This window comes from Phycisphaerales bacterium (assembly GCA_029268515.1).
In the GTDB taxonomy this organism is placed as follows: Bacteria; Planctomycetota; Phycisphaerae; order Phycisphaerales; family SM1A02; genus JAQWNP01.
The window spans coordinates 34,786-58,471 of sequence record JAQWNP010000012.1; the positions used below are offsets into that span (position 1 = coordinate 34,786).

17 protein-coding genes and 1 tRNA gene are annotated in these 23,686 nt (G+C 50.7%); 13 read left to right on the forward strand and 5 right to left on the reverse strand.

Going from position 1 to position 23,686, the window contains the following annotated elements; translation table 11 throughout:
* Positions 1 to 15: 15 nt before the first annotated feature.
* Entirely contained in the window at positions 16 to 1,227 is a 1,212-nt protein-coding gene (trpB, locus tag P8J86_08795; GenBank protein MDG2054792.1) for a tryptophan synthase subunit beta, read from the forward strand.
* On the opposite strand, the gene P8J86_08800 is transcribed toward trpB, so the two are convergent.
* On the reverse strand, positions 1,224 to 2,309 hold the full coding sequence (locus P8J86_08800) for an endonuclease/exonuclease/phosphatase family protein (GenBank protein ID MDG2054793.1): 1,086 nt from the start codon (positions 2,307 to 2,309) through the stop codon (positions 1,224 to 1,226). The two genes, trpB and P8J86_08800, sit on opposite strands and share 4 nt — an antisense overlap.
* Positions 2,310 to 2,606: 297 nt before the next feature.
* On the opposite strand from P8J86_08800, the gene P8J86_08805 reads away from it, so the two are divergent.
* Entirely contained in the window at positions 2,607 to 2,780 is a 174-nt protein-coding gene (locus P8J86_08805; GenBank protein ID MDG2054794.1) for a hypothetical protein, read from the forward strand.
* Positions 2,781 to 2,826: 46 nt separating this feature from the next.
* Here P8J86_08805 and P8J86_08810 read toward each other — a convergent pair whose 3' ends face one another.
* Positions 2,827 to 5,109 carry a S41 family peptidase gene (locus P8J86_08810; protein MDG2054795.1) on the reverse strand — a complete coding sequence of 761 codons (2,283 nt, stop codon included), beginning with the start codon at positions 5,107 to 5,109 and terminating at the stop codon, positions 2,827 to 2,829.
* Positions 5,110 to 5,434: 325 nt separating this feature from the next.
* On the opposite strand from P8J86_08810, the gene P8J86_08815 reads away from it, so the two are divergent.
* Positions 5,435 to 5,743 carry a hypothetical protein gene (locus P8J86_08815; GenBank protein MDG2054796.1) on the forward strand — a complete coding sequence of 103 codons (309 nt, stop codon included), beginning with the start codon at positions 5,435 to 5,437 and terminating at the stop codon, positions 5,741 to 5,743.
* A 40-nt stretch (positions 5,744 to 5,783) separates the two neighbouring features.
* Here P8J86_08815 and P8J86_08820 read toward each other — a convergent pair whose 3' ends face one another.
* The gene (locus tag P8J86_08820; protein ID MDG2054797.1) at positions 5,784 to 6,836 is read right to left on the reverse strand and encodes a tetratricopeptide repeat protein; all 1,053 of its coding nucleotides are present in this window, start codon (positions 6,834 to 6,836) and stop codon (positions 5,784 to 5,786) included.
* Here P8J86_08820 and P8J86_08825 point away from each other — a divergent pair.
* The 8 genes from P8J86_08825 (at position 6,835) to P8J86_08860 (ending at position 18,920) form a co-directional block, all read left to right on the forward strand.
* On the forward strand, positions 6,835 to 10,014 hold the full coding sequence (locus tag P8J86_08825; GenBank protein MDG2054798.1) for a valine--tRNA ligase: 3,180 nt from the start codon (positions 6,835 to 6,837) through the stop codon (positions 10,012 to 10,014). The two genes, P8J86_08820 and P8J86_08825, sit on opposite strands and share 2 nt — an antisense overlap.
* A gap of 68 nt (positions 10,015 to 10,082) precedes the next feature.
* Complete coding sequence (locus P8J86_08830) at positions 10,083 to 11,087, forward strand: DUF1570 domain-containing protein (protein MDG2054799.1); 1,005 nt, start codon at positions 10,083 to 10,085, stop codon at positions 11,085 to 11,087.
* A gap of 119 nt (positions 11,088 to 11,206) precedes the next feature.
* A complete protein-coding gene (locus P8J86_08835) occupies positions 11,207 to 11,770 on the forward strand; it encodes a GNAT family N-acetyltransferase (GenBank protein MDG2054800.1) in 564 nt (187 codons plus the stop codon).
* A 36-nt stretch (positions 11,771 to 11,806) separates the two neighbouring features.
* Positions 11,807 to 12,535, forward strand: a complete 729-nt coding sequence (locus P8J86_08840) for a peptidylprolyl isomerase (protein MDG2054801.1) — start codon at positions 11,807 to 11,809, stop codon at positions 12,533 to 12,535.
* Between the two features lie 30 nt (positions 12,536 to 12,565).
* The gene (locus P8J86_08845; protein ID MDG2054802.1) at positions 12,566 to 12,838 is read left to right on the forward strand and encodes a WXG100 family type VII secretion target; all 273 of its coding nucleotides are present in this window, start codon (positions 12,566 to 12,568) and stop codon (positions 12,836 to 12,838) included.
* Positions 12,839 to 12,864: 26 nt separating this feature from the next.
* On the forward strand, positions 12,865 to 13,431 hold the full coding sequence (locus P8J86_08850; GenBank protein MDG2054803.1) for a hypothetical protein: 567 nt from the start codon (positions 12,865 to 12,867) through the stop codon (positions 13,429 to 13,431).
* A 334-nt stretch (positions 13,432 to 13,765) separates the two neighbouring features.
* Positions 13,766 to 17,701 (forward strand): FtsK/SpoIIIE domain-containing protein, encoded by a 3,936-nt coding sequence (locus P8J86_08855; GenBank protein ID MDG2054804.1) that lies wholly within the window; start codon positions 13,766 to 13,768, stop codon positions 17,699 to 17,701.
* Positions 17,702 to 17,714: 13 nt separating this feature from the next.
* Positions 17,715 to 18,920 carry an acyl-CoA dehydrogenase family protein gene (locus tag P8J86_08860; GenBank protein ID MDG2054805.1) on the forward strand — a complete coding sequence of 402 codons (1,206 nt, stop codon included), beginning with the start codon at positions 17,715 to 17,717 and terminating at the stop codon, positions 18,918 to 18,920.
* On the opposite strand, the gene P8J86_08865 is transcribed toward P8J86_08860, so the two are convergent.
* Positions 18,904 to 20,094 (reverse strand): sulfotransferase, encoded by a 1,191-nt coding sequence (locus tag P8J86_08865; protein ID MDG2054806.1) that lies wholly within the window; start codon positions 20,092 to 20,094, stop codon positions 18,904 to 18,906. The genes P8J86_08860 and P8J86_08865 overlap by 17 nt on opposite strands.
* A gap of 114 nt (positions 20,095 to 20,208) precedes the next feature.
* Positions 20,209 to 21,063, reverse strand: coding sequence for a TVP38/TMEM64 family protein (locus P8J86_08870; GenBank protein ID MDG2054807.1), 855 nt, complete (start codon positions 21,061 to 21,063; stop codon positions 20,209 to 20,211).
* 76 nt (positions 21,064 to 21,139) lie between these two features.
* Between P8J86_08870 and P8J86_08875 the strand changes: the two genes are divergently transcribed.
* Together P8J86_08875 and P8J86_08880 are read left to right on the forward strand one after the other, a co-directional pair.
* Positions 21,140 to 21,212, forward strand: a tRNA-Gly gene (locus P8J86_08875).
* A gap of 245 nt (positions 21,213 to 21,457) precedes the next feature.
* Complete coding sequence (locus P8J86_08880; protein ID MDG2054808.1) at positions 21,458 to 23,431, forward strand: ABC transporter ATP-binding protein; 1,974 nt, start codon at positions 21,458 to 21,460, stop codon at positions 23,429 to 23,431.
* Positions 23,432 to 23,686: the final 255 nt, after the last annotated feature.

Below are 23,686 nucleotides of genomic sequence, written 5' to 3' on the forward strand. Positions count from 1 at the left end.
GCCTATCATGCCAACATGAACAGCACGGATATCACCGCAGAGACCGTTGGTACATTTGGCCCCTTCGGTGGCCGCTTTGTACCTGAAACACTAATCGCAGCGCTTGATGAGTTAACGGATGCGTATCAAGCCGCCAGCGTTGACCCTGATTTCAATGAGACACTCAATGAACTTCTTGCCAACTATGTTGGCCGCCCAACACCCCTGACTCAAGCGCCAGGACTCACCGCCGCTGCTGGAGGTGCTCGCATTTTTCTCAAACGAGAGGATCTTGCGCACACCGGGGCACACAAGATCAACAACACCATGGGCCAGGCACTTCTGGCAAAACGCATGGGAAAGAAACGCATCATCGCTGAAACTGGTGCAGGGCAACACGGCGTAGCGACTGCAACAGCATGCGCTCACTTCGATCTTGATTGTGAAATCTTCATGGGCGCAGAGGATGTCCGCCGTCAATCATTGAACGTCTTCCGTATGGAACTACTTGGGGCCACTGTGCGCGTCATCGAAGATGGCACACGCACTTTAAAAGATGCAACCAACGCGGCAATGCGAGACTGGATGGAGACGGTTGGTGATACCCATTACATCCTTGGCTCAGTCGTTGGGCCACACCCATTTCCAGGAATGGTCCGGGACTTCCAATCTGTCGTTGGCGACGAATGCAAAGAACAGTGCAGAACTCACATCGGACAACTTCCCGACTGCATTGTGGCTTGTGTTGGCGGAGGCTCAAATGCAGCGGGCATCTTCGCGCCTTTCATTGCTGATCCCTCGGTAGAATTGGTTGGTGTTGAGGCTGGTGGCCGCTCTGATCAGCCAGGCGATCATGCTGCCCCATTGTGCCATGGCGACATTGGGATACTCCATGGCTGCATGAGCTTTGTACTTCAGGATGCAGATGGCCAAACACTACCTGCCCACAGTTGCTCAGCTGGACTTGATTACCCAGGCGTGGGTCCAGAACATGCTTGGTGGAAAGAACAAGGTCGCGTGAAGTACTTATCTGTGACTGATGACCAATCGCTCGAGGCCTTTCAGCTGCTCTCTCGCTGCGACGGCATTATTCCCGCCCTTGAAACTGCACACGCCATCGCTGCGGCAGTCCAATTGGCCTCAAAGATGTCCGCTGAGCAGAACTTGGTGATCAATGTCTCTGGTCGTGGCGACAAAGATGTCCAAGAGGTTTTACGCTTGCTCGAAGCAAAGCAGAAAACGTCTTAGGGCTTTTCTTGAGGCATTAATTCAATGACAACTGGATAGTGATCTGCTGCGTATCCTTTTGGATGTGGATCCGTACGCCAGTCATACGTGTCCGGCGGCATAAGCGTGCCATAGACATGCGGCGACCCAAGCACTAGTTCACGATGCGCAGCGCTATTAAGTAAGACATAATCAAGCACTCGATTCGATTCATGGGTCTTATAGTCATACGCGTCGGGATCGTATTTGATTTTCATCGTACGGTGTGAAAGTGAGTCAATCATCCCATTTTCAAGATAGAGTCGATAGGACTTATCCCATGGGGCCGCATTAAAATCGCCAAGCACAATAATATTCATTGCAGGATCTTGCTTTCGCATTTCTGCAACGAGTTGATTGGTTCTAATAGCCTCTGCTTCTCGATGCCACTTAAATGATCCGCCAGACTTGTGATGCAAGACGATAAGAATGACCTTGTATCCATCTGGCCCCTCAACCATGACCTTAAGCGGACTTCGCGCATAAGTTAACTCAGCTGTCCCTTCAGGAACTGGGGTCCAGCCCACACCTGGCTTCGGCAAATCCATAAGATTTGAATCAGGCCATGTCTTGATCTCGCTCAATGGATAACGACTCAGGACAGCGCACTCAAAGCCTCGGTAATAACCCACATCTTCCGATGCAATGTAGTCATAACCCATGCCATCTAGATACGTATCACGAAACCACGTCAATGCCTCCAGTGATTCAATTTCTTGCAGCGCAAGCACGTCGGCATCAATTTCAGCGATCGCTTCTGCCAACTTCTCACCGCGCTGCTTGGTGAGTGCATATTGCATGTCATCATGCTCGCCACTCAATGCAGGGTCATCATTGTGATCTGCCAAATTAAGCATGTTATAAGTTGCAATTCGAAGACTTTGGGGTGTCTTCGCTAGTGATTGCGATAGCCCATATCGATTAACCGGCGGTTTTTGATCCGGAGAGGACTCCTGCCCTATGCCCGTACGAACCGTCATAAGAACCAAAATAACTGCCACCGACAGAACAAATGCGACTCGAGTGCTGTATCGATGGATCTTCGGAATATGCCTACTGGACATATGCGGCCTCCTTCAGTGGTATGAGGCGCGTAGTGTATGCGATAGGCCCACCCGAATTACGTGCCTAAAGACCGTTTTCTCAATTCAAGGCTGGCGAAACGGTGTTAAACCTCGTTAGCAGGTAGCAATTAGAAGAACTGCAACATCTCGCTTGCTTTCAACATCCAGAAATATGCCAAGAACACAGAAGTAGCTCAGATTTCGATCCGATGCTCTAGCAAGACAACTGGAAGGAATGACTCAGTGAAAAGGCCAAATAGAAAGCAATCCTGGCTTGGAATTGGAACGGTTACCTGTATGGCAATCGCCCTTTCCGGATGCGTCACTTCCATGGAATCAGTCGTTGCACATCGCTATGAGCACCTGCTTCCACAGGTAGATCGCGTGAACATCGCCATTGAGGAGGCCTTCGGCCTCGCCCAAATATCTGACGTTCCAATGAGCGCCTCAGCTGACTCGCTTACAGAATAGCTTCACCAAAGTGAAGAACGCTTTGCCAGCACATTGATTGAGGGCACTAGTTCGGTGTCGACTCATCTGACTGCAAGCTTGCCTGCCTTTGACTTGCAGCAGCGGCCACTTGCGATTTCAACAACAACAAAGCGAACTCAAGCTGTGGATCCAGACCATCACTTAGCAACTGATCTTCATTAGGACGCTCAGGAGAATCTAAAATGACCTTGCCGTCCCCGTCAGTGGGAATGATGTCTGCTTCTTGACGTAACTTGATTGAATCGATCACCTGCGACGGCGTCATCACAATCTGAATATCGGGCGAGACGCCCCAGTCCGTTGAGCCTGGCACGCGATGTACCAATCGCCCTGGCGAAACACCATCTACAGATGGAAGGCGGTAGTACTGCGTCGTGACCTTGAATCTGGCTCCACCACTTCGGCCAACATGATGAACTGACTGCACAGACCCCTTCCCATAGCTCCGCTCACCAATCACAAGGCCTGCATCATGAGCCTGAACGCAACCAGCAACAATCTCGCTGGCAGATGCTGAACCTTTGTTGATCAAGACAATAGTCGGCATATCAGATAGCACTGCTTTGCTTTCGACTGCTCTCATTTCAAAGACTGGATTCTCCGCCTTATCCTCGCCGGACACGATCGTGCCCTCTTCGACAAAGAGATTACTAATGTCGACAGCAGAGGGAAGCAACCCGCCTGGGTTGTATCGAAGATCAAGGATCAAGCCATTTGGCTCTTGACCATCTTTGCTCAGCTGCTTCAACGCCTTGAGCAAGTCACTGTAGGTCTCCGCTGTAAACTGCGTCAGCTTTACATAGGCAATCTGATCTTTAGGATCGATGTACCAATCCCAAAGCGGTTGCCCTTGACTATCTAATCCATACTTATGCCAACCCTTGACCGAGTGAATCTTGATCACATCACGCCGGAGTGGCAACCGCACAAGATCATCATGCCCCTCTCGACGTACGCCAAGTTCAACCTCAGTACCTCTGGCGCCGGTAATTCGATCAACTGCATCATTGGTCGACCAGCCAACCGTGGCCTCGCCATTGACTTCTACAATCACATCATCCGGCTTAATGCCACCGAAGTAGGCAGGCGTCCCTTCCAATGGATTAACAACTTCGATTTCACCCTTTTCATTGGGCCGAATCAGAATGCCGACCCCAACAAAATTACCCTCTGTGGCCTGCTGAAAACGACGCACCTTGTCGGGCCAAATGATTTCAGAAAATCGATCTAGCTCATAGGTCGCTCCATCACCGAATTCTCTATAGAGAAACTCAGGAGGCAGCCCAACCGCATTTTCATTGGTCTCCAGGAGCCTATTGAGACAGCCAAGACACTTACGCCGTCCTTCAAACCAGCTTTGGTAGTCACCAGGCTGTGCCAACTCATGCTCGATTTGCTCGATCCATGCCATTCGCTTCTCGTCCTCGGCGAGCAGCGGGAATGACTCAGAGAGAGACGGCATTGTCGCCACCAGGTGCAGCGAATTAAGCCCACCTTGCAGCAAGGGATGCCAACCGCTGGAGCTGATGTGCTCAGTCGCTGCTGTATCAAGAGAGTCGACTAGCATTCGAAACTTGATGCCATCCAATCGGTCCTGCCAGTTAATGACTGTTGCTGGATTAAGTGGCTCAGGAGGATCCTCACCATTTCGCTCCGCTTGTATGCTGCGAAGTTCGTGAAGTCGCTCCGGCGCATAACGAGCCAAGAGTGAGACACGCCGGTTTACTTTTTCGAGCGCGTCTTCATATGCATTAAACGAGGCTGTCCGACTTGTGTCCTCATACAACGTACGCAACAAAAACGTAAGCGATTGGACCTGAAGCCAATCACCTTCGGATTCAGCTTTCGGGATTTCCTTTTCAGCCCATTGAACGAGTTGGGCAATATGCTGCTCTTGAAGGGCCGAATCAAATTCGTCACTGTAGGATTGAACCTCCACGGCCTTTCTCAGGGCCATCTCAAGCTCACCTGCATCCCGATGCTCGATCAGCTCGACCATCGCCTCATCGTAAGATTGCGACTTGTTGCCGATCGCCTTATTGATGTTTTGTGCCCACAACTCGTAGGCAGCATCCATGTCTTTTTCAGACTCGGTTGTCAGAGACTCAGGGGTATCCGCAAGCAATGCCTCAACTTGAGCTCGATCGCCCATATCTGCTGCCGACCAGATTTTCGCTGCCCATGCTGACGGATCATTTCCATCATCAGCAGCAGCTGGGCGGTCTTGTGCTTCCGAAGAAGCCAGCAGTTGGCTTGATAGTGATACGGATATCAGGCCAGTCATCGCAAAACGACTGATTTGCCACATACTATTTCCTGATCTCAACACAGTGCGCCCCTTTCATTTTTGGGCATTTTGAGACGCTTGACTCCTTGTCATCGCCTCCCGAAGCCTGCCTGCCTTCCGAAAGAAGGCATTTCTTAGTCCATTCCCAATCAAGAATCGGCTGCCCTGGGTGCTGCCTCCAGCAAATATCCCGAATACCAGCATCAGATTCTGCAGCCACAACCAATCATGAGGGGACCACGTATAAGATCATACGTACTGAAGCCACTCCTGTTCGCCTCATACAATGAGCATGACAGGCTGAAAGGGCTACAAAAAGCGAAGAGATGCTGCTGGAAGACGATTTATGACCATGAACCTACTAATCACCCTCCCATATATCGTGAACGCTCTCCCAGCTTCACCTACTGAGAACTCAGCCCTGCACGAGAACACTGAGGTCATGAGTGGGCTGGTGTTACTTGGAATCGTGGTCTTTTGGCTTGTTGTGGCCACTGTTTTTCTGACCGTGATGTTTCGAGTGCTTCGAAGAGCGTCTCCATCGGGGAAAAAAATGACCTCTCCAAAAAATGAGCAAGATCAGCCACCGTTAGATCCGTGGGTTGAGGCAGCCCATCGCGTTGACAATCACGCTGATCGAGAACCACTGGATTAGAACGGAAGCGTTCATCCTGAACCAAGAATCTTCAGATTGCCTACTCCTGATCGAAGCGAACATCTCGGGGCGCGAGAAGCTCAGCTTTTCGTTGCCATACCCCAGCGGCAACCTCATCACCAGCTTCTCGCAAACCGATCGCCGCATCTCTCGCCCATTGCCACGCATCTGGATGGGTTGGGCTTGCATCAAAAACAAGAATCCAGGCTTCAGCAGCTGGACGAGGGCGATCAAGCTTTTTCCATGCCCAAGCCAGTTCATACGCCATACCGGGATGGGCGCGTTGCATCTTAGAAAGTGGCCCTAATCGCTCCAGGATCATCTGCGGTTCATCCAAAGAACGATAGACCTTTGCTTCAATAAGACGGATACCAGTGTTTGTAGGATCATTCCGCAACGCCATCGCAATGTGCTCCACTGCGGAATCTCGATTGCCACGCTTTGAATCAATCAGCGCCAAGGTTGCATGCGCATAGACTTCACCAGGGTTCAGCACCAAGACTTGCTCAAGCATTGCACGTGCCTCGTCTTCTTGCCCAAGAGACAGGAGCTGCTGACCATAGAGCAAGGCCGCCCTCGGATTCAAAGGCTCAAGACGGACTGCCTCCTTGAAATGCATCAGAGACTCGGTGGACAATCCAGCAACGACTGCAATCTCTCCAGCACTTTGTTGAAGATTTACATCCTGGGGAGATAACAAGCAAGCCTGAAGATAGGAATCGTATGCTCGCCGATGGTAGAGCTGCGCCTGTTCACCGAGCCCCGCTTTCTTCGCATCGGACGCCAATCGAAAGTGCAATCTGCCAAGCATCTCATGGGCTCGCCAATCTTCAGCGGCACGCTCTGTCAGGACCGTCAAAATAGCACGAGCTTCAGGCGATCGGCCTGTCACCATATAGGTCTCAGCGGACTCTAATGCAGCCTGAATGTCTGACTCACGAATGTTGCTGGGCTGCGTTTTGTCGACAGTTGTCCCAGGATCACCGCCGCATGATGCCTGGCCTACTAAAACGGCGACCATGATGGCCTGTGCGCCACGGCGCAGACTCGCTCCAGGCACGAACCTATTCCAGGGGTATGATGCAACGCTCATGTCAACACCCAGCAAAAAATCCGCTCCGTCTCAAGCCGTCGGTCCAAGTACGCTGCCCACATCCTATGTACCTCAAGAGCAAGAGGCCATTGTGATGCAGCGTTGGGAGGAGACAGATGCCACCCATATCCCGGCAACCCCCCACCACGATCAGGATTGCTTTTCGATTCTCATACCGCCACCCAATGTGACTGCGGCACTCCATCTTGGCCATGCCCTGAATAATACGCTGCAAGATATCTTGATTCGTTACCACCGCATGTCTGGCGACGAAGCCCTTTGGATGGCTGGCACTGACCATGCTGGCATTGCCACTCAAACCGTTGTTGAAAAACGTTTGCTCCAAGAAGGAAAACGCAGAACCGATTTCTCCCGAGAGGCGTTCGTAGCCCGGGTTCAGGAGTGGAAAGACGAATATGAAGCCACCATCCTCAATCAGCTCAAAGCGCTTGGCGCAAGCTGTGATTGGCCGCGAACGCGTTTCACCATGGACCCGGTGTGCGCCCGTGCAGTTCATGAAGCATTCTTTCAACTCTTCCAAGCGAGCCTTATTGAACGCGGCAAGAGATTAGTCAACTGGGATCCGGTAACCCTCACTGCGTTGGCTGATGATGAAGTTGAAATGCAAGACATTGACAGCTTCATGTGGTACTTGCGCTATCCCCTAGAACACGCCATCGAGACCAACGCCGGTACGCTCACAACTGTCACCGTAGCAACCACACGCCCCGAGACCATGCTGGGCGATACGGCCATAGCAATTAACCCCGCAGACCCTCGTGCGAAACAACTGGTTGGAATGAACGTCATCGTCCCGATTGTCAATCGAACCATTCCTATCATTGAAGATGACTATGTGATCATGCCAGGCACGGGCGATGAAAACGAAGATCCAAAGGCGGCATTCGCATCAGGCTTCCTCAAGGTGACGCCAGCTCATGATCCAAACGACTGGGACATCGGCCGGCGACATGAGCTGCCAATCATTAACGTGATGGCACCAGATGGTTCTATCTCAAGTGACCATGGATGGCCGGCCAATGAATTCGAAAATGGACAAGCCGATGACGCCAAGCCATTCATCGGACTGTCACGAGAAGATGCTCGAACTGCGATCGTGCAATGGTTCCAAGACAATGACTTGCTAGAGGAAATCCGACCGTATAGCCACGCTGTTGGCCACAGTTATCGAAGCCACGTGCCGATCGAACCTTACCTTTCAGATCAATGGTATGTAAAAGTCACCGACGATCGCCTCGTCGGCGAAGCCCAGCGAGCCCAAGACCCCAATCAATATGATGGCTGCGCCCCAGAACGTGCTGACCACAGCCACCGTGAAGGTGACGGCCAGCTGAAGTTCTTCCCTCCCCGATACGCACGAATGTATCAGTCATGGCATGATCAGCTCCGCGACTGGTGCATTAGCCGCCAGCTTTGGTGGGGACATCAGATTCCGGTATGGCGAGCTGAGCCAAAAGTAATTGCAGATCTTGCCGACCAACTCCAAATTTGGACTGCCGACAAACGAGTCTCCACGATTGAAGCACCTGAGGACAGCAGTGATGCTGGCAAAACATTCATCTGCGTTCGCGATAGTGAGTGCGATGACACTGAGATTGCCAAGGCCTTGGATGCAGCAGGCGCCCACCGCGATCCTGATGTGCTCGACACTTGGTTCTCTAGTGCACTATGGCCGATATCAACCATGGGCTGGCCTGATCCAGATCGCTTTGAAGACATGACTGGACTCCTAGAGAGATTCAACCCAACCAGCGTGCTCTCAACAGGCCGCGACATCATCACTCTTTGGGTGAGTCGGATGGTGATGTTCAATCGCTTCTTTATGAATGGAAACCTTCCATTTCGAGATGTCTACATTCACCCAATGGTCCAAGATGGTTTCGGCCAGCGCATGAGCAAGAGTCTGGGCAATGGCGTAGATCCACGTGACATTATTGCAACGCATGGTGTCGATGCGTTGAGATTTACCATGGCCCAAATCGCAACCAACACGCAAGATGTCCGGCTGTCGCTCGATCTCATTTGCCCATTCACTGGCGAAGTCTTCCAGCCCAAGTTCATAACATCACCAGCGGGCTATCAAGTCACAGCGCCAACCCAAGTATGCCCAAGTGATCCAAACAAAACCATGGCGACATCTTATGGCGTTGCTATTGGAGAAGTTCAGCCCACACCAGAACAACCATTGGCAAAGAACTCCTCAAGCAAGTTTGATCTCGGCCGTAACTTCTCTAACAAACTTTGGAATGCAACCCGATTCGTACTAAGCAAATTACCAGAGAGTGCACAAGACAGCGACAACGAGGCTCCACTGAGCCCCATCGATCGCTGGATGTTGACGCAATTATCGATCGCAACAAGATCTGTCAATGAACTGCTGGGCCAATATCAATTTAGCCAATGTATCGAAACACTCTACGATCTTATCTGGAGAGACTTTTGCGACTGGTATCTTGAGTCGATCAAGCCAACAGTCGCCGATTCCCCTGGACAGCAACGAGTACTTTCTACGGCTTTGGACGTGATCCTAAGACTCCTGCATCCAATCTGCCCTTTTGTGACAGAAACCTTGTGGCCTGCTTTTCTCGAAAAACGACTTGAGCCAATCCAAGGCGTGATACTTCCAGTTGCCGACTCACTCATGCTCACAGCCTGGCCTACCTTTGAATCAGATATTGAAGATGTGCCCGCAAGCAAACAGATCCAACGACTGCAAGTACTCGTTAATGCAATCCGGCAACTCCGGGCTGAGCACAAGATCCCACCAAGGGAATTGCTGACGGTCCAACTTTCAGATGACCTTCTTCCATTACTCGATGGCACGGAAGAAATCCTCAGCACACTCACAAAAGTAACGGTGGATTTTGATACTGACCAATCCTCTACCGGAGGCCTAAGCACTACCGTTGAGGGGCATGCCGTCATCCTTCGAGCCGCAGATATTGACACGGACCAAGAAATCAATCGATTGAACACCGTGATCAAAAAGCAACAACAGGCCATTGCCATGCTGGAGGGGCGGCTCAATAACCCCGGCTACGTCAAGAAAGCCCCGCCACAACTCGTGGAAGAGAGTCGCGCTCAACTCGAAAAAAACAAGGTTGATCTGGCTGCTGCACAGCAATCACTGGAATCCTTGAGCACCAGCAAACCATGAGGGGCCTGAACATCGGCTTCACTTGGCCTCTTGTTTTACGAGCTCATAAAAATGCGATGAGATTGTGCATGACACTGGGGATCGTCATGTTTATCTTGGGCTGCACCCATACCCATACGCGAAGTCGCCCAAATAGAGCCGTCCAACAGACACCGACGATTCGCACAGAAGCCATAGTGACGCCCACAACCTACAGGACCGAGCCGTGGAAATTTATGGACATCGATGGCGTGCAACTGATATCTGAACACTATCGGATCTATACAACCATAAACAACCAAGAAGTACGACAACGTTTTCCTGCGTTTATGGAGAGCGCACTTCGCCAGTATCGAACAACTTTTGGGCCGCTAGATAATGTGCCTAAAAAACTAATCATGTACATCATGGAAGATCGGCGTCAATGGAAAAATTTGAGTCGCCAACTGCTACCCGAGCATGCCACCCTACTTGAGATGGTCCAACGCGGTGGGTTCACAACCAATGGCATCGCCATTTTGTTTTTCATCGACTGGAATAGCCTGAGCAAAGACACGATGACGATTGCCGCCCATGAGGGCTGGCACCAGTACATGCAAGCGACCTTTGCATGTCCGTTACCTGCCTGGCTTGATGAGGGTATTGCCACCTATCTTGAAAGCCACCGAACAACCATGGGCATTCAGCAGTTTGACCCAGCAGTCAATAATGCTCGGCTCGATATGCTCAAGGCGAGCATGGCTTCAGGCCAAGTCATTCCATTGCGACAACTCATGAACGAATCACCCGAGGCCTTCCTGAAGTCAGGCCAAAAAGGCGTCTTGCTCTACTACGCCCAGACCTGGACGCTCATCCATTATTTGATGCAACACCCCATTTATCGCACGGGGCTGCAGCAAATCCTTCTCGATGCCCAGAGCGGCGTCTTGACCGATCACCTGAAACATCGCCTTTCCTCCATGACGCTGACAACACCGCTCCCCAGGAACACAACCCTGGGGCATGCAATCGTCCAAGAGTATTTGGATCCTGCATTCGATCAGTTTGAGGCCGGATACTGGCGTTTTACGAGGCAACAGGCCAATCAGGAGTAGGCCTTCAAAAACGCACGCTGGCGGCAGAGCCAAGAACCCGCTTGAAATTGGATCTTTGGAGATCGCTTGGACGCGGTATACTGGAGTGCCCTTTTTACGCGTACGCGGTTGAATTTCTTATGAACAACGGCGACTCCAACTCACCCAAGCCTCCATCCAAAATGCGTGCGCCTGCGGCACAGGCAGAGCGCAAGGACCCTCCCTTGGTAACGATTGAGATCGCTTCAATTAATGACCAGGGTATTATCAAGCAACTCTTTGAAGATGGCCGGCTCGAAGGACACACACATGTTGGAGATAATGGTGTTGATTTAAAAGAGATTGAAACAAACTACCTCAATACTGAAACCAATAGTGGCCTGTGGGTCGCGAAGCACAAGTCGCAGGTCGTAGGCATGATTGGCGTAAAACTCATCTCAGATGACCGAGCAGAAATTTGCAGACTTCGAGTCAGAAACAATTTTCGTCGCCAAGGCATCGGAACATTGCTTATGGAACAAGCACTTAAGCACTGCTCAGCACTAGGGTTTCTAAAAGTTTCGCTCGACGTACGAATTGAACGTTCACCAGCTATTGCAATGTTTGACAAATTTGGCTTTGCCCTGGCAAGAACCAGAGACATTGACGGAAAGAAATTACTCGACTTTTATATGGATCTGTATCGTGATCCAAGCAGCTCATAAAAATTGTTTACAACGAATCTTTAAAAAGGCAACATCATGACCACCCGTTCGCTATTTATGCTGACACTTTTCACTTTGGCCACCTTTACGCTTCATGGGATCGCCCAAGAACTTACCCCAAACATGCAAGCAGACCCAGGCACGGCGCCAGCAACCGAGGAAGTTATTCTGCTAACGATCGACACAACTCGTGGCCCGATACATATGAAGCTCTATCCAGAGAAAGCCCCACTCACAGTGGCGAACTTCGTCAATCTCTCTCATCGAAAATTCTATGACAATGTAAGCTTCCATCGCGTCATTCCCAACTTCATGATTCAGGGCGGCGACCCAACGGGTACCGGTAGAGGCGGCCCTGGATACCGCTTTCGTGACGAAACCGATACCGATCTGCGACATAGCAAGCCAGGCATCCTTTCGATGGCAAATGCAGGCCCAGGCACCAATGGCAGCCAGTTCTTCATCACCCATACACCAACGCCGCACCTCAATGGAAAGCACACCGTCTTTGGTGAAGTCGTGAATGAAAAAGATCAAGCCATTGTCAATAAGATCCAAAAAGGCGACACCATTAAAACCATCATCATTGAAAGCGATACGACCAACTTGATGGATCGGCAAAAGAAACAAATCGATGCATGGAATGCAGTGCTAGACAAAAAGCACCCCGACTTGCCAAAATACCCTCCAGCGGCACCAGCAGAGGAATCCTCTACGTCAACATCACCAGGCCAGTCGCTTCCGACTTCAACCACTGACAGCTAATCTCTTACATCGCCAAACCGAAAGGCTCCCATGGGCAAGGCAATTGTCGATCCTGAAGAACTTCGTCGTTTCGCCAGCGAACTCAAGCGATTTAATAATGAGCTACAACAGAGACTCACGTCACTTCAAGGGCGATGGCGTAGCTTGGGTGAGACCTGGAGAGACCAAGAACATAAGAAGTTTGCAGATGAGTTTGAGCATACCGCTCGCGCACTGGGGCAATTTGTAGAGGTAAGCAATCAACACATTCCGTTCCTTCTTCGCAAAGCAGATCGGATTGATGAGTACCTACAACAGCGATAGAACTAAACGCTACGCCGTTCGATAAAATGTCTAACCCTGCCGACATTCGAAGTTTCGAAGCATTACTCGACACCCGAGTGGCACTTATCTCGTTCGCAGAAAATGCGAGGGCGTCACTTGGTGATGTGGATGCAAATGTCAAGAAGATGATGAGCTGGCTGGAGAATGACCGACCCCAGCATTGGAAACGTGAGCTCAAACGGAGGGAACGAGCGATGGCGGATGCCAAACTCGATCTTCAACGGTGCCTCATGAATAACCGAAATGATCGAGGCCGATGCCTTCTCGAGAAACGAAGATTTGATAAATGCGAACGAGCCGTTGAGGAAGCTAAACAGAAACTTGTTGCGATTCGAAAATGGCGACAGATGTTTCCGAGAGAAGTCGCTTTGTACAAGGCTCAGACGGGACAACTCGGACATGCAGCCGATCACCAAGTACCTGTGGCGGTGGCTGAGCTCGAACGGATGGCCAGAGCACTCGAAGCATATGTTCAAACCAAGCCCGTACATGGCAAGTCGAGCCCCTCGCCACGACGACCCTCGGCCGGCCAAGATGGGAACATGTCTCCAAAATCAGAGGAATCAGAATGAGTGCAGGACGAAGTAAGCTTCAGCTCACCTATAAGGAACTATGTATAGCCTGGGAAAAGACCTCCACTGTCTGGGGCGATGCAACCGCCAAGAGCTTCGGAGAACGGTATATCGAATCGCTCCGACCTTGCGTCAAGTCAGCCTGCGACGGCATGGAACAGATGTCCCAGATCATTCAACAAGTCAAGCGTGACTGCGGATGATGCCCTGACCCATGAAACTCATACTCCACCAATGGACCCACCCCACGCACCAACAGGCCAATTCTGATTTAGAATAGCCGCTGCGTAGAGGCTGCTAAAGCAGAATCTTATTGCCCTTGGAGCCCGACCTGATGACCGCTGATCCCAACTCCATCAACGCTGATGGCAACAACGAAACTCTGAGCGCCAAGCAGCGACTGGCGATTCAGCAGATCAAGCAACTCACTGAGCAGCGGCATGCTGCTGAAAGAGCGACCAACGAAGCCAAAGAAAGCGGCCTTGCCCATCTCGAAAAAGAACACGCTGACACTCTTTCGGCAATTGAGACGGCCCACAAATCAGGACTCATCAAGGCGAAAGAAAAGCGAACAAAAGCAATTCATCAGTGCGAATCAACTTTCAAGTTGAGCGTTAAGTCGGCTGAGGAAGGACTCCAGAATCGGCTCAAGAGCATCCATCAGCGAGACCTGACCCAATCTAAAAAGTCAAAGGACAACCTAGAGTTTGGCCAGTGGATCGCTGAGTCAGTCTATGAGGCCAATCAGCAACAACCGAGAGAGCAGTTCCTGGTTCGCAAAGACAACATTGAAGAAACCGCAAAGCAAATCTCAGAGATCGCACGCCTAAGCTCACGAACACTAAAGAGGTATTGGCAGCCTCGCATCAACAGTACAAATCTTGAACGTGTGGAAAAAGGCGACAACCCCACACACACACTGCACTCATCACTCCAAGATGCGCAGCGGGGCTTTGCAAATCTCCGCCAACTTTGGATCCCAAAATGCCTCAATCCACTCAGTATTCTTCTCGTTCTTATTATTACAGGCACCATTATCTTTGGTTGCGGCTGGCTTGTATTTAGCAATCAATTGTCGACATGGATCACGACCAGCTCCGCTGTAACTGTAGGCATTCTTATTGTTTGGACATTGATCGCATACCTTGTCACACGCCGGCAAACTGCCGAGATACGCCTCCATCTAGAAAAGAGTATCCGGCGCGGACTTGCATCCGTAAATGACTGCATTGAAGCAGCTGAACAAGCAATGCAACAAATGGAGTTTTCGCTCCAAAGCGAGCGAGACAAGGAGATTACTCGAGTCAAGGATACCTATGAGCCCCGTATCGAAGGACTCGGCGAGCACCGCCAACGACGGCAAGATCAAGCACAGATCCGCTACGAACAGCGACTTGAGCATATCGACAAAAAAAAGAAGGAAACACTCCCCCTTATTGAGAGCGAATACGAGCAACTGGTTGCCACCACAACTCAAACCCATCAAGACGATCTCTCAAAGGAACAACACGAACATAAGCAGAAGGCAGATAAAATCCACTCGACGCATGACGAGGATTTTGAGTCACTAAAAAAACAGTGGGACACAGGCATTGAAAAACATTGGTCAACGCTCCTAAAGATCAACGAGCGAGCTAAGACTATTTTCGGCTCAGACCACGAGAGCCGTCCATACCAAGCGCCTACAACATTTCCCGACATGATTCAGTTTGGTTCGCTGGATCTTGATTTTTCAGCAATCCCTCATGCAATCCCAACAGATGCACGCCTTGCATTCCCTTGCCCTAAAAAGGTTGCACTGCCAGCAATCCTGGACTTCCCTATTGCCAGCTCTTTATTGATCAAAACAACGGGCGCTTCAAGGGCAAATGGAATTGATGTCATTAGTGCGACCATGTTTAGACTCCTTACGGCACTACCGCCAGGCAAAGTTCGCTTTACCATTTTTGATCCCATTGGGCTTGGCCAAAGCTTTGCAGGCTTTATGCATCTCGCTGATTACGAAAACGCTTTTGCACTCGACAAGATCTGGTCAGATTCCCGCCACTTTGAACAGCGACTTGCCGATCTAACCGACCACATGGAAGTAGTGATACAGAAGTACCTGCGCAATGAATTTCCAACCATTGCACACTACAATCAGCAAGCCGGACCAATTGCCGAACCATATCGCTTCCTGGTTATCGCAGACTTCCCAAATCAATTCAGTGAGATTGCAACCCGCCGCCTCGCTAGCATTATTAATAGTGGGCCACGCTGTGGCGTATTCACATTGATGACCATGGACACCGCTGAGAAATTACCGAGTGGCTTTGATCTTGAAGAGCTCGAGCGAGGCGCGGTGACTCTTATTCATCGGGAGGATCAGTTCACTTGGCAGGATGAGACTTTTGCGGACCTTCCGCTTTCGACCGAACTCCCTCCTTCATCAGAACAACTCACTGAAACACTTCATGTATTGGGCCCACTTGCGCAATCTGCAAACCGCGTTGAAGTCCCATTCCATATGGTGAGCCCAGATGCCGACAGCCTCTGGCAAGAATCAACGACTGATGCAATTACTGTTCCACTTGGGCTCAATGGTGCTAACAAAATGCAGTACCTTGCACTGGGCAAAGGAACCTCTCAACACGTCCTGCTTACTGGCAAAACTGGCTCCGGAAAATCCACACTACTGCATGTTCTGGTCACTAATTTGGCGATGCGATATAGCCCAGATGAGGTCGAATGCTATCTCATCGATTTCAAGAAGGGTGTGGAATTCAAAACATATGCCACACATGAACTTCCACACGCTCGCGTGATCGCCATAGAGTCAGACAGAGAATTTGGAATCAGCGTTCTGGACCGCTTAGATTCAGAGCTTCGCCGTCGGGGCGCACTTTTTAGAGATGCTGGCGTTCAAGATTTACCTGGATTCCGAGCGGCCCATCCAGAGCAACCAATGCCGCGATCACTGCTCATCATCGATGAATTCCAAGAGCTCTTTATCGAAGAGGACAAAGTCGCTCAAGATGCCGCATTGCTCATGGACCGCCTTGTGCGCCAAGGACGTGCTTTTGGCATTCATGTACTACTCGGATCTCAGACACTCGGTGGCGCCTATTCCCTGGCTCGCAGCACGATTGGACAAATGAATATTCGCATTGCGCTACAGTGCAGTGAAGCCGATGCTCACATGGTTCTTGGTGAAGACAATGATGCCGCCCGCCTGCTTTCACGGCCAGGCGAAGCAATCTACAACGATGCCAATGGACAGGTTGAAGGCAACAGCCCCTTCCAAGTTGTCTGGCTTGATGATGCCGATCGAGATAAATACTTAGGCTATGTGCAGAATCGTTTCCAAACCGAACCTCCACAAGGCAACTACCCACCACCCGCAATCTTCGAAGGCAATGTGCCAGCACATCTTGAAAGAAACCAGCTCCTGACCACTTGCCTCCAGGAAGACCACCGAAAACCGAGCCCAACATTAGTCAATTGCTGGCTCGGCGAAGCTATTGCCATAAAAGACCCCACCGCATGTGCCTTGAAACGTGAAACTGGCTCACATCTCATTATCGTTGGGCAACGCGATGAATCAGCGCTCGCCATGATGGCCAGCAGCCTTATCAGTATTACAGCACAGGTGAAACCTTCGAAGATATCAGACAAACTCTCTAACATTGTGCTGCTCGATGCGACCAATCCTGAAGATACACGACATGGCTTCTTACAGAGTGTCCTAAGTCATAGCGATCATGAATACAACTTCGGCAATTGGCGGCAGGCGCCAGAGCTTATGGATGTTGTATCAGCTGAACTGAGTCGTCGACAGGAAGGTCGCATCTCAGACGAGCCACCCGTATTCGTATTTATTCATGCACTACATCGCTTCAGAGATTTCCGCCGTGGCGATGATGATTTCAGCTTCTCAGTAGACGAGGATGCGACCCCCACGCCCGACAAGCAGCTCAAAGAACTGCTTCAAGAGGGACCAGCTCATGGGATACATGTGATCACCTGGTGCGACACCGTCAATAACATGGAACGCGCCTTTGATCGGCAGAGCTTGCGAGAGCTATCAAATCGAGTGCTCTTTCAAATGAGCACAAGTGATTCTGCGACACTTATTGATTCGCCAATTGCTGCCAATCTCGGCATGCACAGAGCACTTATTTACCGGGATGAACTAGCACAAACTGAGAAGTTTCGCCCGTACGCGATGCCAGAAAATACGATATTAGAATTTGTAGCTCAACATTTGGGCAATAAGAATGGCCTAGGCTAAGGAGGCATGATTAGTGGCCACTTCAGAACCCTTGCAAAACCTAGACCTCTACAGGCTTGAAGAACTACTTACCCCAGAGCAGCGAGCAAGCCGTGACCGCGTACGCGAATGGGTCCAAAATAGCGCCTTACCTCGCATGCCAGATGCATACGAAGATGATGCCTTCCCAACCGATCTGATTGCTCCGATGGCCGCAATGGGCGCCTTTGGAACGTCTATTAAAGGCTACGGCTGCCCAGGACTCGACGCACTGACATACGGCCTCATCATGCAAGAACTTGAAGCGGGTGACAGTGCACTTCGCACCTGCGCTTCGGTACAAGGCGCACTGGCAATGAGTGCTATTGCACTATTTGGAAGCGAACAACAGAAAGAACACTGGCTCCCGCTCTTGGCCAGTGGCCAAAAACTAGGTTGCTTTGGACTCACAGAACCAAGCCATGGCTCAGATCCTGGCAGCATGAACACCACCGCCTCTCTTCAGAATGGCCAATGGATCATCAACGGCTCTAAGACATGGATCGGCCATGCGACCATTGCTGACGTTGCCGTCATCTGGGCCAAAGTACGTGACGATTCAAACGTTGGTGACATTCCGGATTCTGCAATCCGAGGATTCCTCGTAGACACAACTTCAACTGGATATTCCGCAAGTCAGATAAAGGGAAAACTATCACTGAGAGCCAGTACAACAGGCTGCATTGAACTAAAGAACTGCGTCGCCGAGGAAGCATCGATTCTCCCAAACGCAACAGGATTAAATGGCCCACTCGCATGTCTAGATCAAGCACGATATGGAATTGCCTTTGGAGTCGTCGGCGCCGCCCATTCTTGCTTTACAAAAGCGCGTGACTACGCATTAGAACGAATACAATTCGGAAAACCACTTGCTCGCTTTCAACTTGTGCAGTCCAAACTTGCTGACATGGCCACAAAAATTACCCAAGCACAACTCACATGCCTGCGACTTAGCCAACTCAAAGATGCTGGCCATGCGACAACTGTTCAAATCTCATTGGCAAAACGAGCCAATGTCGAGATTGCAATTACAGTTGCGCGCCAAGCAAGAGATTTACTGGGCGGCAGCGGCATCCTAAACGAACATCATGTGATGCGACATCTGTGCAACCTTGAATCGGTGCGCACGTATGAGGGCACACATGATATTCATACCCTGATTCTAGGAAGAGCACTGACCGGGATCAGCGCTTTTCGATAACTGCTCCGGCCATCAACTCTGAACGATCTACGCGCGGCTTTTCGGTATTGTTGTCGGGGCCCACCATGCGACGTATGCCCTTTGAAAACAAGAACCGATTGGCTACATAAGTACGCAGGTCCTCTGACCGATCAAATCTTCGCCACCTCGATGCACTCGCACCCTTGGAGTCAAAGTCGAATTCCTGAAGCACATCACGAAAGAGCTGCCGCACTAACTTCTGGACACCACCTGGCAACTGTTCCTTCCAAGCTGTCATTGGTGCCTTGCTAATCTCACCAGCCTTACGCTCACCCTGAAGCGACCAACCAGATCGTGTTCGCTGACTGCTGCCATTTTGCCCTGTTACTTGGGTCATGATTGGGTCAAACTCAACACCCAGCCAGTCTGCTAATGGGCGAAGCTCCGCTTCTGGGTTATCAAGCAACCGATCATAAACCAGGATCCTAAAATTATCTGGATGTAATCCGGCCCATTTACGCATGAAGTAATAACTCAATCGCATCTCTAAGATGCGCTGCCCCAAATAAGGATACTTGAGCTTCTTATGCAATTTCTTAGAGTCATTGTCAATCCGCGACTGCTCTTGCTTTCCCATCTGGGCATGACGCAGATTGTGAATTGCTGAATTCAACTGGCCAAACGGATTCCTGAGCACATAAATGAATTTTATATCAGGGAAGTAAGACAATAACTCCGGAAAGAACTCTGCTTGCTGGACCCCTTTCACAACAACACTCATTTGATCAATAGGCTGCCCAGCATAATCAGCAGTGGCATGCACCCCAGCACACAGAATGGACTCCAGTAAATCACCATCGGTCTGAATAAGTCCGCCATCAAGTCGCTTATACAACTGTTCTTTGAATGAAATTGCAGAATAGTATGATTTTTTCCCGCTGCTCTTTGGTTGTGGCCTAAACCACTTGTCAGCGCAGATTGCTTCGACGCGATCTTCCATCGGCCCTGAAATCCGCCGCCGGTTACTCGTGATGTGCGATGAATCGGTGTAACTAAAAAAGTGCACTTCGTTTCGAGGATATGTATATGTGCCGGGAACACCATCCAAGAGATTGAAACTCATAGACGTGCCAGATTTTCTTAATCCGGAGATAAATATCGGCTTAACGATTCGATCTGTTTGGCTGATCGTTGGAACTTCAACTTGTGTCATTTAGCTGCATCGCCTCTTATATAAACTAGGACCTCAAATTCACAATCAAATGCCTACGATTATCTACAGCATTTCATTATAATCTCTGCCGCCAAGCCCGTAATAAAACGAGTCCTAAGCCCCTTCAGCAGGCATAGCAGCAGAGGCCTTTTCACTGGCTTCCACTGCATTCTTGAGCGCTCGACGAGCAACATGAGCTACGACGGCAACTGCTGCTATTGCTGCCACAAGGCCAACAATAAGTCCAACGTAGTAAATGACTGACCCTTTCTCTTCCCCACTGGCCAGTCTGGCGACGTGCTTGGCTGCTGTTCCATAATAGACGGTCACAAAATTCCCGGGCAACATTCCAATCAGTGCCATGAAGTAGGCCTTGAAAGTGACACGCGTCGCCCCAAGCCCGTAACACAGCGGAGAGAAGGCAATGGGTGCCAATCGCAACAAAAGCATGATCTTAAAGCCCTCTCGACCAGTTGCCTTATCAATTGCCGCAAACTTGGGGTGCTTTTTCATCATCCTCTCGACAGGTCGCCTCAGCACATATCGCGATAAAAAAAACAACACGATGGCCGAGATAAAGCCCATCACAATGACAAAAAGCCAGCCCCACCACAGCCCAAATAAGGCTCCAGCCGTAAGCGAAGGAACTGCTTCAGGGATAAAACAAATCACCAACACAAGAAAGATTCCGGCAAACAGCACCGGTGCCCAAATCCCTTGCCGTTCAATCCATGCCTCGACCGGCCCAAACCAGTGGCCCCCTACGATCGCCAAGATGGCAATGAGGCCCAGAATGACCAATGAAATGACAACGCGAACGATGATCTTGACCCAACGGCGATGGTCCTGAACCGTGTGCTTGATCGAGTCACTTATCAGATTGGAGTGAATCAAGACCATATTTCGCTGCGGCAAGTTGTCCATACAAGAGCGGAGATCCGGAATCCTATTGAAACACCTACATAGCATCGGCGATTCTGCGTCTCCTTGCAATCTGCGCCCCAACATTACAGCCGCTCGGTGGCTTGCTAACCTATAGGTCCTTGCGGGTGTAGCTCAATTGGTAGAGCGTCAGCCTTCCAAGCTGAATGTCGCCGGTTCGAACCCGGTCACCCGCTTATAAACACACCTCAGTCTCCGGACTGGGGTGTGTTGCTTTGCACTAGGCGTCCAATGTCTCGGCATCAAAGAGAAACTGGCCCTGGGACACCTGGCGAAGCTCCAGCTACCACCGCCTCCTGTGAAATCGATGATTCAATGTGGCCTTGGGAAGATTTAAAAAAGACCATGGGCCGCAGACCTCCCAAGATGCCCAGGCCTGACTTTGCTTTTTTTATCAAGCATTGCGCTATGATGCGTGGCTATGGAACCTCGCCATCACTCCTCTCGCAGACGTTTTACCACGTATCGCCGCGCCGCACGTGGCGAGCGCAATGCGCATAGTGGCGATATCGCTCCAGCTGAACTAGCTCGCCGACAGTATGTACGACAAAGGCCTACTAAAAAACTGGTCGGCTGGTTTTGGCGGCTACTTCGCCAAGAGCGAAGAAGCCTTGCGCTCACACTACTGGCATTAGCAGTTGCGACAATACTCACACTCATACCTCCCGCTGCCACCAAAGTTGTATTTGACAATGTCTTAGGAGACCAGCCGCTCCCGAGCTGGTCAATTGATGCGCTGCCTTTCATTGCTCAACCGGGCTGGCTCCTTGCCTGCCTGGCAGCAGGAAGCCTACTGATTGCGATCGTGGGGCTCAGCATAGGAATGTGGACACGCTGGCGAGCCACACGAACGACCAAGCGGTTGCAGGTCCGTGTGCGTCGCCTTGCGTTTAGACATGCAGCCCATCTACCGCTGCACCGTGTCTACGAACTCAAATCTGGTGGCGCTTCAAGCATTCTTCGTGAAGATGCTGGGGCTGTTGCTGAGTTGATTTTTGGAATGGTCTATAACCCAGCCAAAGCAATCATTCAGCTCATCGGTGTGCTTTTTATCTTGGCTGTGGTGGATTGGACCATGCTCTTGGGGGCGATCATCCTCTTCCCATTGGTGTTTCTGACCCACCGGACTTGGATTAACCGCATCCGGCCATTGTGGCGCGATGTACGGCATACCCGCCAGCATACTGATGCCCATGCCACAGAGTCATTTGGTGGCATGCGCGTGGTCAGAGCCTTTGGAAGAGAGACCACTGAACGAAACCGCTTCGCACTTAACAACCACCTACTCGCACGACAGGAGCTGTTGGCCTGGTGGTGGTCTCGTGGGGTGGACATTGCTTGGTCTATTCTGATTCCAGCCGCGACGGCCCTACTTTTATGGTACGGCGCCACTCAAATTATCTCTGACAGGGCTGCTGTAGCGGCCGGCACATTGGCCGAGTCAAAAGCAATGACCGTTGGTGATCTCGTCATGTTCTTAACGTATCTAGCGATGCTACTAGCCCCGCTGGCAACACTCGCCGCCAGCGCCACTCAATTCCAGAGCAGTTTGGCTGGCTTAGACCGACTCATTGATCTACTTGAAGAACCAACAGAACATGCCACTTCAGGGAAGCGCCTCATTTCAGCAGCCCAGGTAGATGGACGCATTACCCTTCAAAACGTCAGTTTCTGTTACCCCCGTACGACTGAGCCAGTGTTGAAAGACATTTCCTTTGAGGTTGCACCGGGCCAAGTGGTGGCTTTAGTTGGTGCCAGTGGCAGCGGCAAGTCGACGCTATGTAATCTTGTGGCACGATTCTACGACCCCACTCAAGGGCGTATTCTTCTAGACGGCATCGATCTCACCGAAGTAGACTTACGTTCCTACCGCAGCCTGCTCGGGGTCGTCGAACAAGATATCTTCCTCTTCGATGGTTCCATCGCCGAAAACATTGGTTATGGACGTAGAGCTGCGACACAAGAACAAATTATCACCGCTGCTCAACAAGCACATGCAAGTGAGTTCATAGACCAGCTACCTGACAGCTACAACACGCTTATTGGCGAACGCGGCGTGCGACTTAGCGGTGGGCAGCGGCAAAGACTTGCAATTGCTCGAGCGATCTTAGCCAATCCTCGCCTTCTGATTCTCGATGAGGCAACCAGCAATCTAGACACCGCTAGCGAGCGGATCATTCAGTCCAGTCTTGATACGCTGATGCTTGGTCGCACATGCTTTGTGATCGCCCACCGCCTAAGCACAATCAATCAGGCTGACCTTATTCTGGTGCTCGACCATGGGCGGGTGATTGAGCATGGCCATCATGACCAACTCATGACCAGAGGTGGAGCCTATCGGAATATGATCGAACTACAGGCCACATCCACAAATGTGGCCTCCGCAGGAAGTTAGGGCCTATATTGCACCATACGGGGGCCCGGAGGGCACAAATCTGGCAGCCATCGATGTAAAACCCATATTTTAGATGTTTAGATCACAATTTCTAGGTTGTTGATGGCTCGATCCAGTGATACTCTCAATGGTGAGAGGAAAGAGAGACTTACTGTCCCCGGCGGTATCTACAGGCTGAGGACAGCAATCCTATCGTCCAAATAGTTGTGAATAGGCTTGTTATAGGTCTTGCTAAGAAGAATCCAGAACCCACAG

Bases quoted from the DNA above. Each gene is read 5' to 3' on its own strand.
- trpB (MDG2054792.1), top strand. From the start codon at position 16: ATGAACAGCACGGATATCACCGCAGAGACCGTTGGTACATTTGGCCCC.
- P8J86_08800 (MDG2054793.1), bottom strand. From the start codon at position 2,309: ATGTCCAGTAGGCATATTCCGAAGATCCATCGATACAGCACTCGAGTC.
- P8J86_08805 (MDG2054794.1), top strand. From the start codon at position 2,607: ATGGCAATCGCCCTTTCCGGATGCGTCACTTCCATGGAATCAGTCGTT.
- P8J86_08810 (MDG2054795.1), bottom strand. From the start codon at position 5,109: ATGTGGCAAATCAGTCGTTTTGCGATGACTGGCCTGATATCCGTATCA.
- P8J86_08815 (MDG2054796.1), top strand. From the start codon at position 5,435: ATGACCATGAACCTACTAATCACCCTCCCATATATCGTGAACGCTCTC.
- P8J86_08825 (MDG2054798.1), top strand. From the start codon at position 6,835: ATGTCAACACCCAGCAAAAAATCCGCTCCGTCTCAAGCCGTCGGTCCA.
- P8J86_08820 (MDG2054797.1), bottom strand. From the start codon at position 6,836: ATGAGCGTTGCATCATACCCCTGGAATAGGTTCGTGCCTGGAGCGAGT.
- P8J86_08830 (MDG2054799.1), top strand. From the start codon at position 10,083: ATGACACTGGGGATCGTCATGTTTATCTTGGGCTGCACCCATACCCAT.
- P8J86_08835 (MDG2054800.1), top strand. From the start codon at position 11,207: ATGAACAACGGCGACTCCAACTCACCCAAGCCTCCATCCAAAATGCGT.
- P8J86_08840 (MDG2054801.1), top strand. From the start codon at position 11,807: ATGACCACCCGTTCGCTATTTATGCTGACACTTTTCACTTTGGCCACC.
- P8J86_08845 (MDG2054802.1), top strand. From the start codon at position 12,566: ATGGGCAAGGCAATTGTCGATCCTGAAGAACTTCGTCGTTTCGCCAGC.
- P8J86_08850 (MDG2054803.1), top strand. From the start codon at position 12,865: ATGTCTAACCCTGCCGACATTCGAAGTTTCGAAGCATTACTCGACACC.
- P8J86_08855 (MDG2054804.1), top strand. From the start codon at position 13,766: ATGACCGCTGATCCCAACTCCATCAACGCTGATGGCAACAACGAAACT.
- P8J86_08865 (MDG2054806.1), bottom strand. From the start codon at position 20,094: ATGACACAAGTTGAAGTTCCAACGATCAGCCAAACAGATCGAATCGTT.
- P8J86_08870 (MDG2054807.1), bottom strand. From the start codon at position 21,063: ATGCTATGTAGGTGTTTCAATAGGATTCCGGATCTCCGCTCTTGTATG.
- P8J86_08880 (MDG2054808.1), top strand. From the start codon at position 21,458: ATGGAACCTCGCCATCACTCCTCTCGCAGACGTTTTACCACGTATCGC.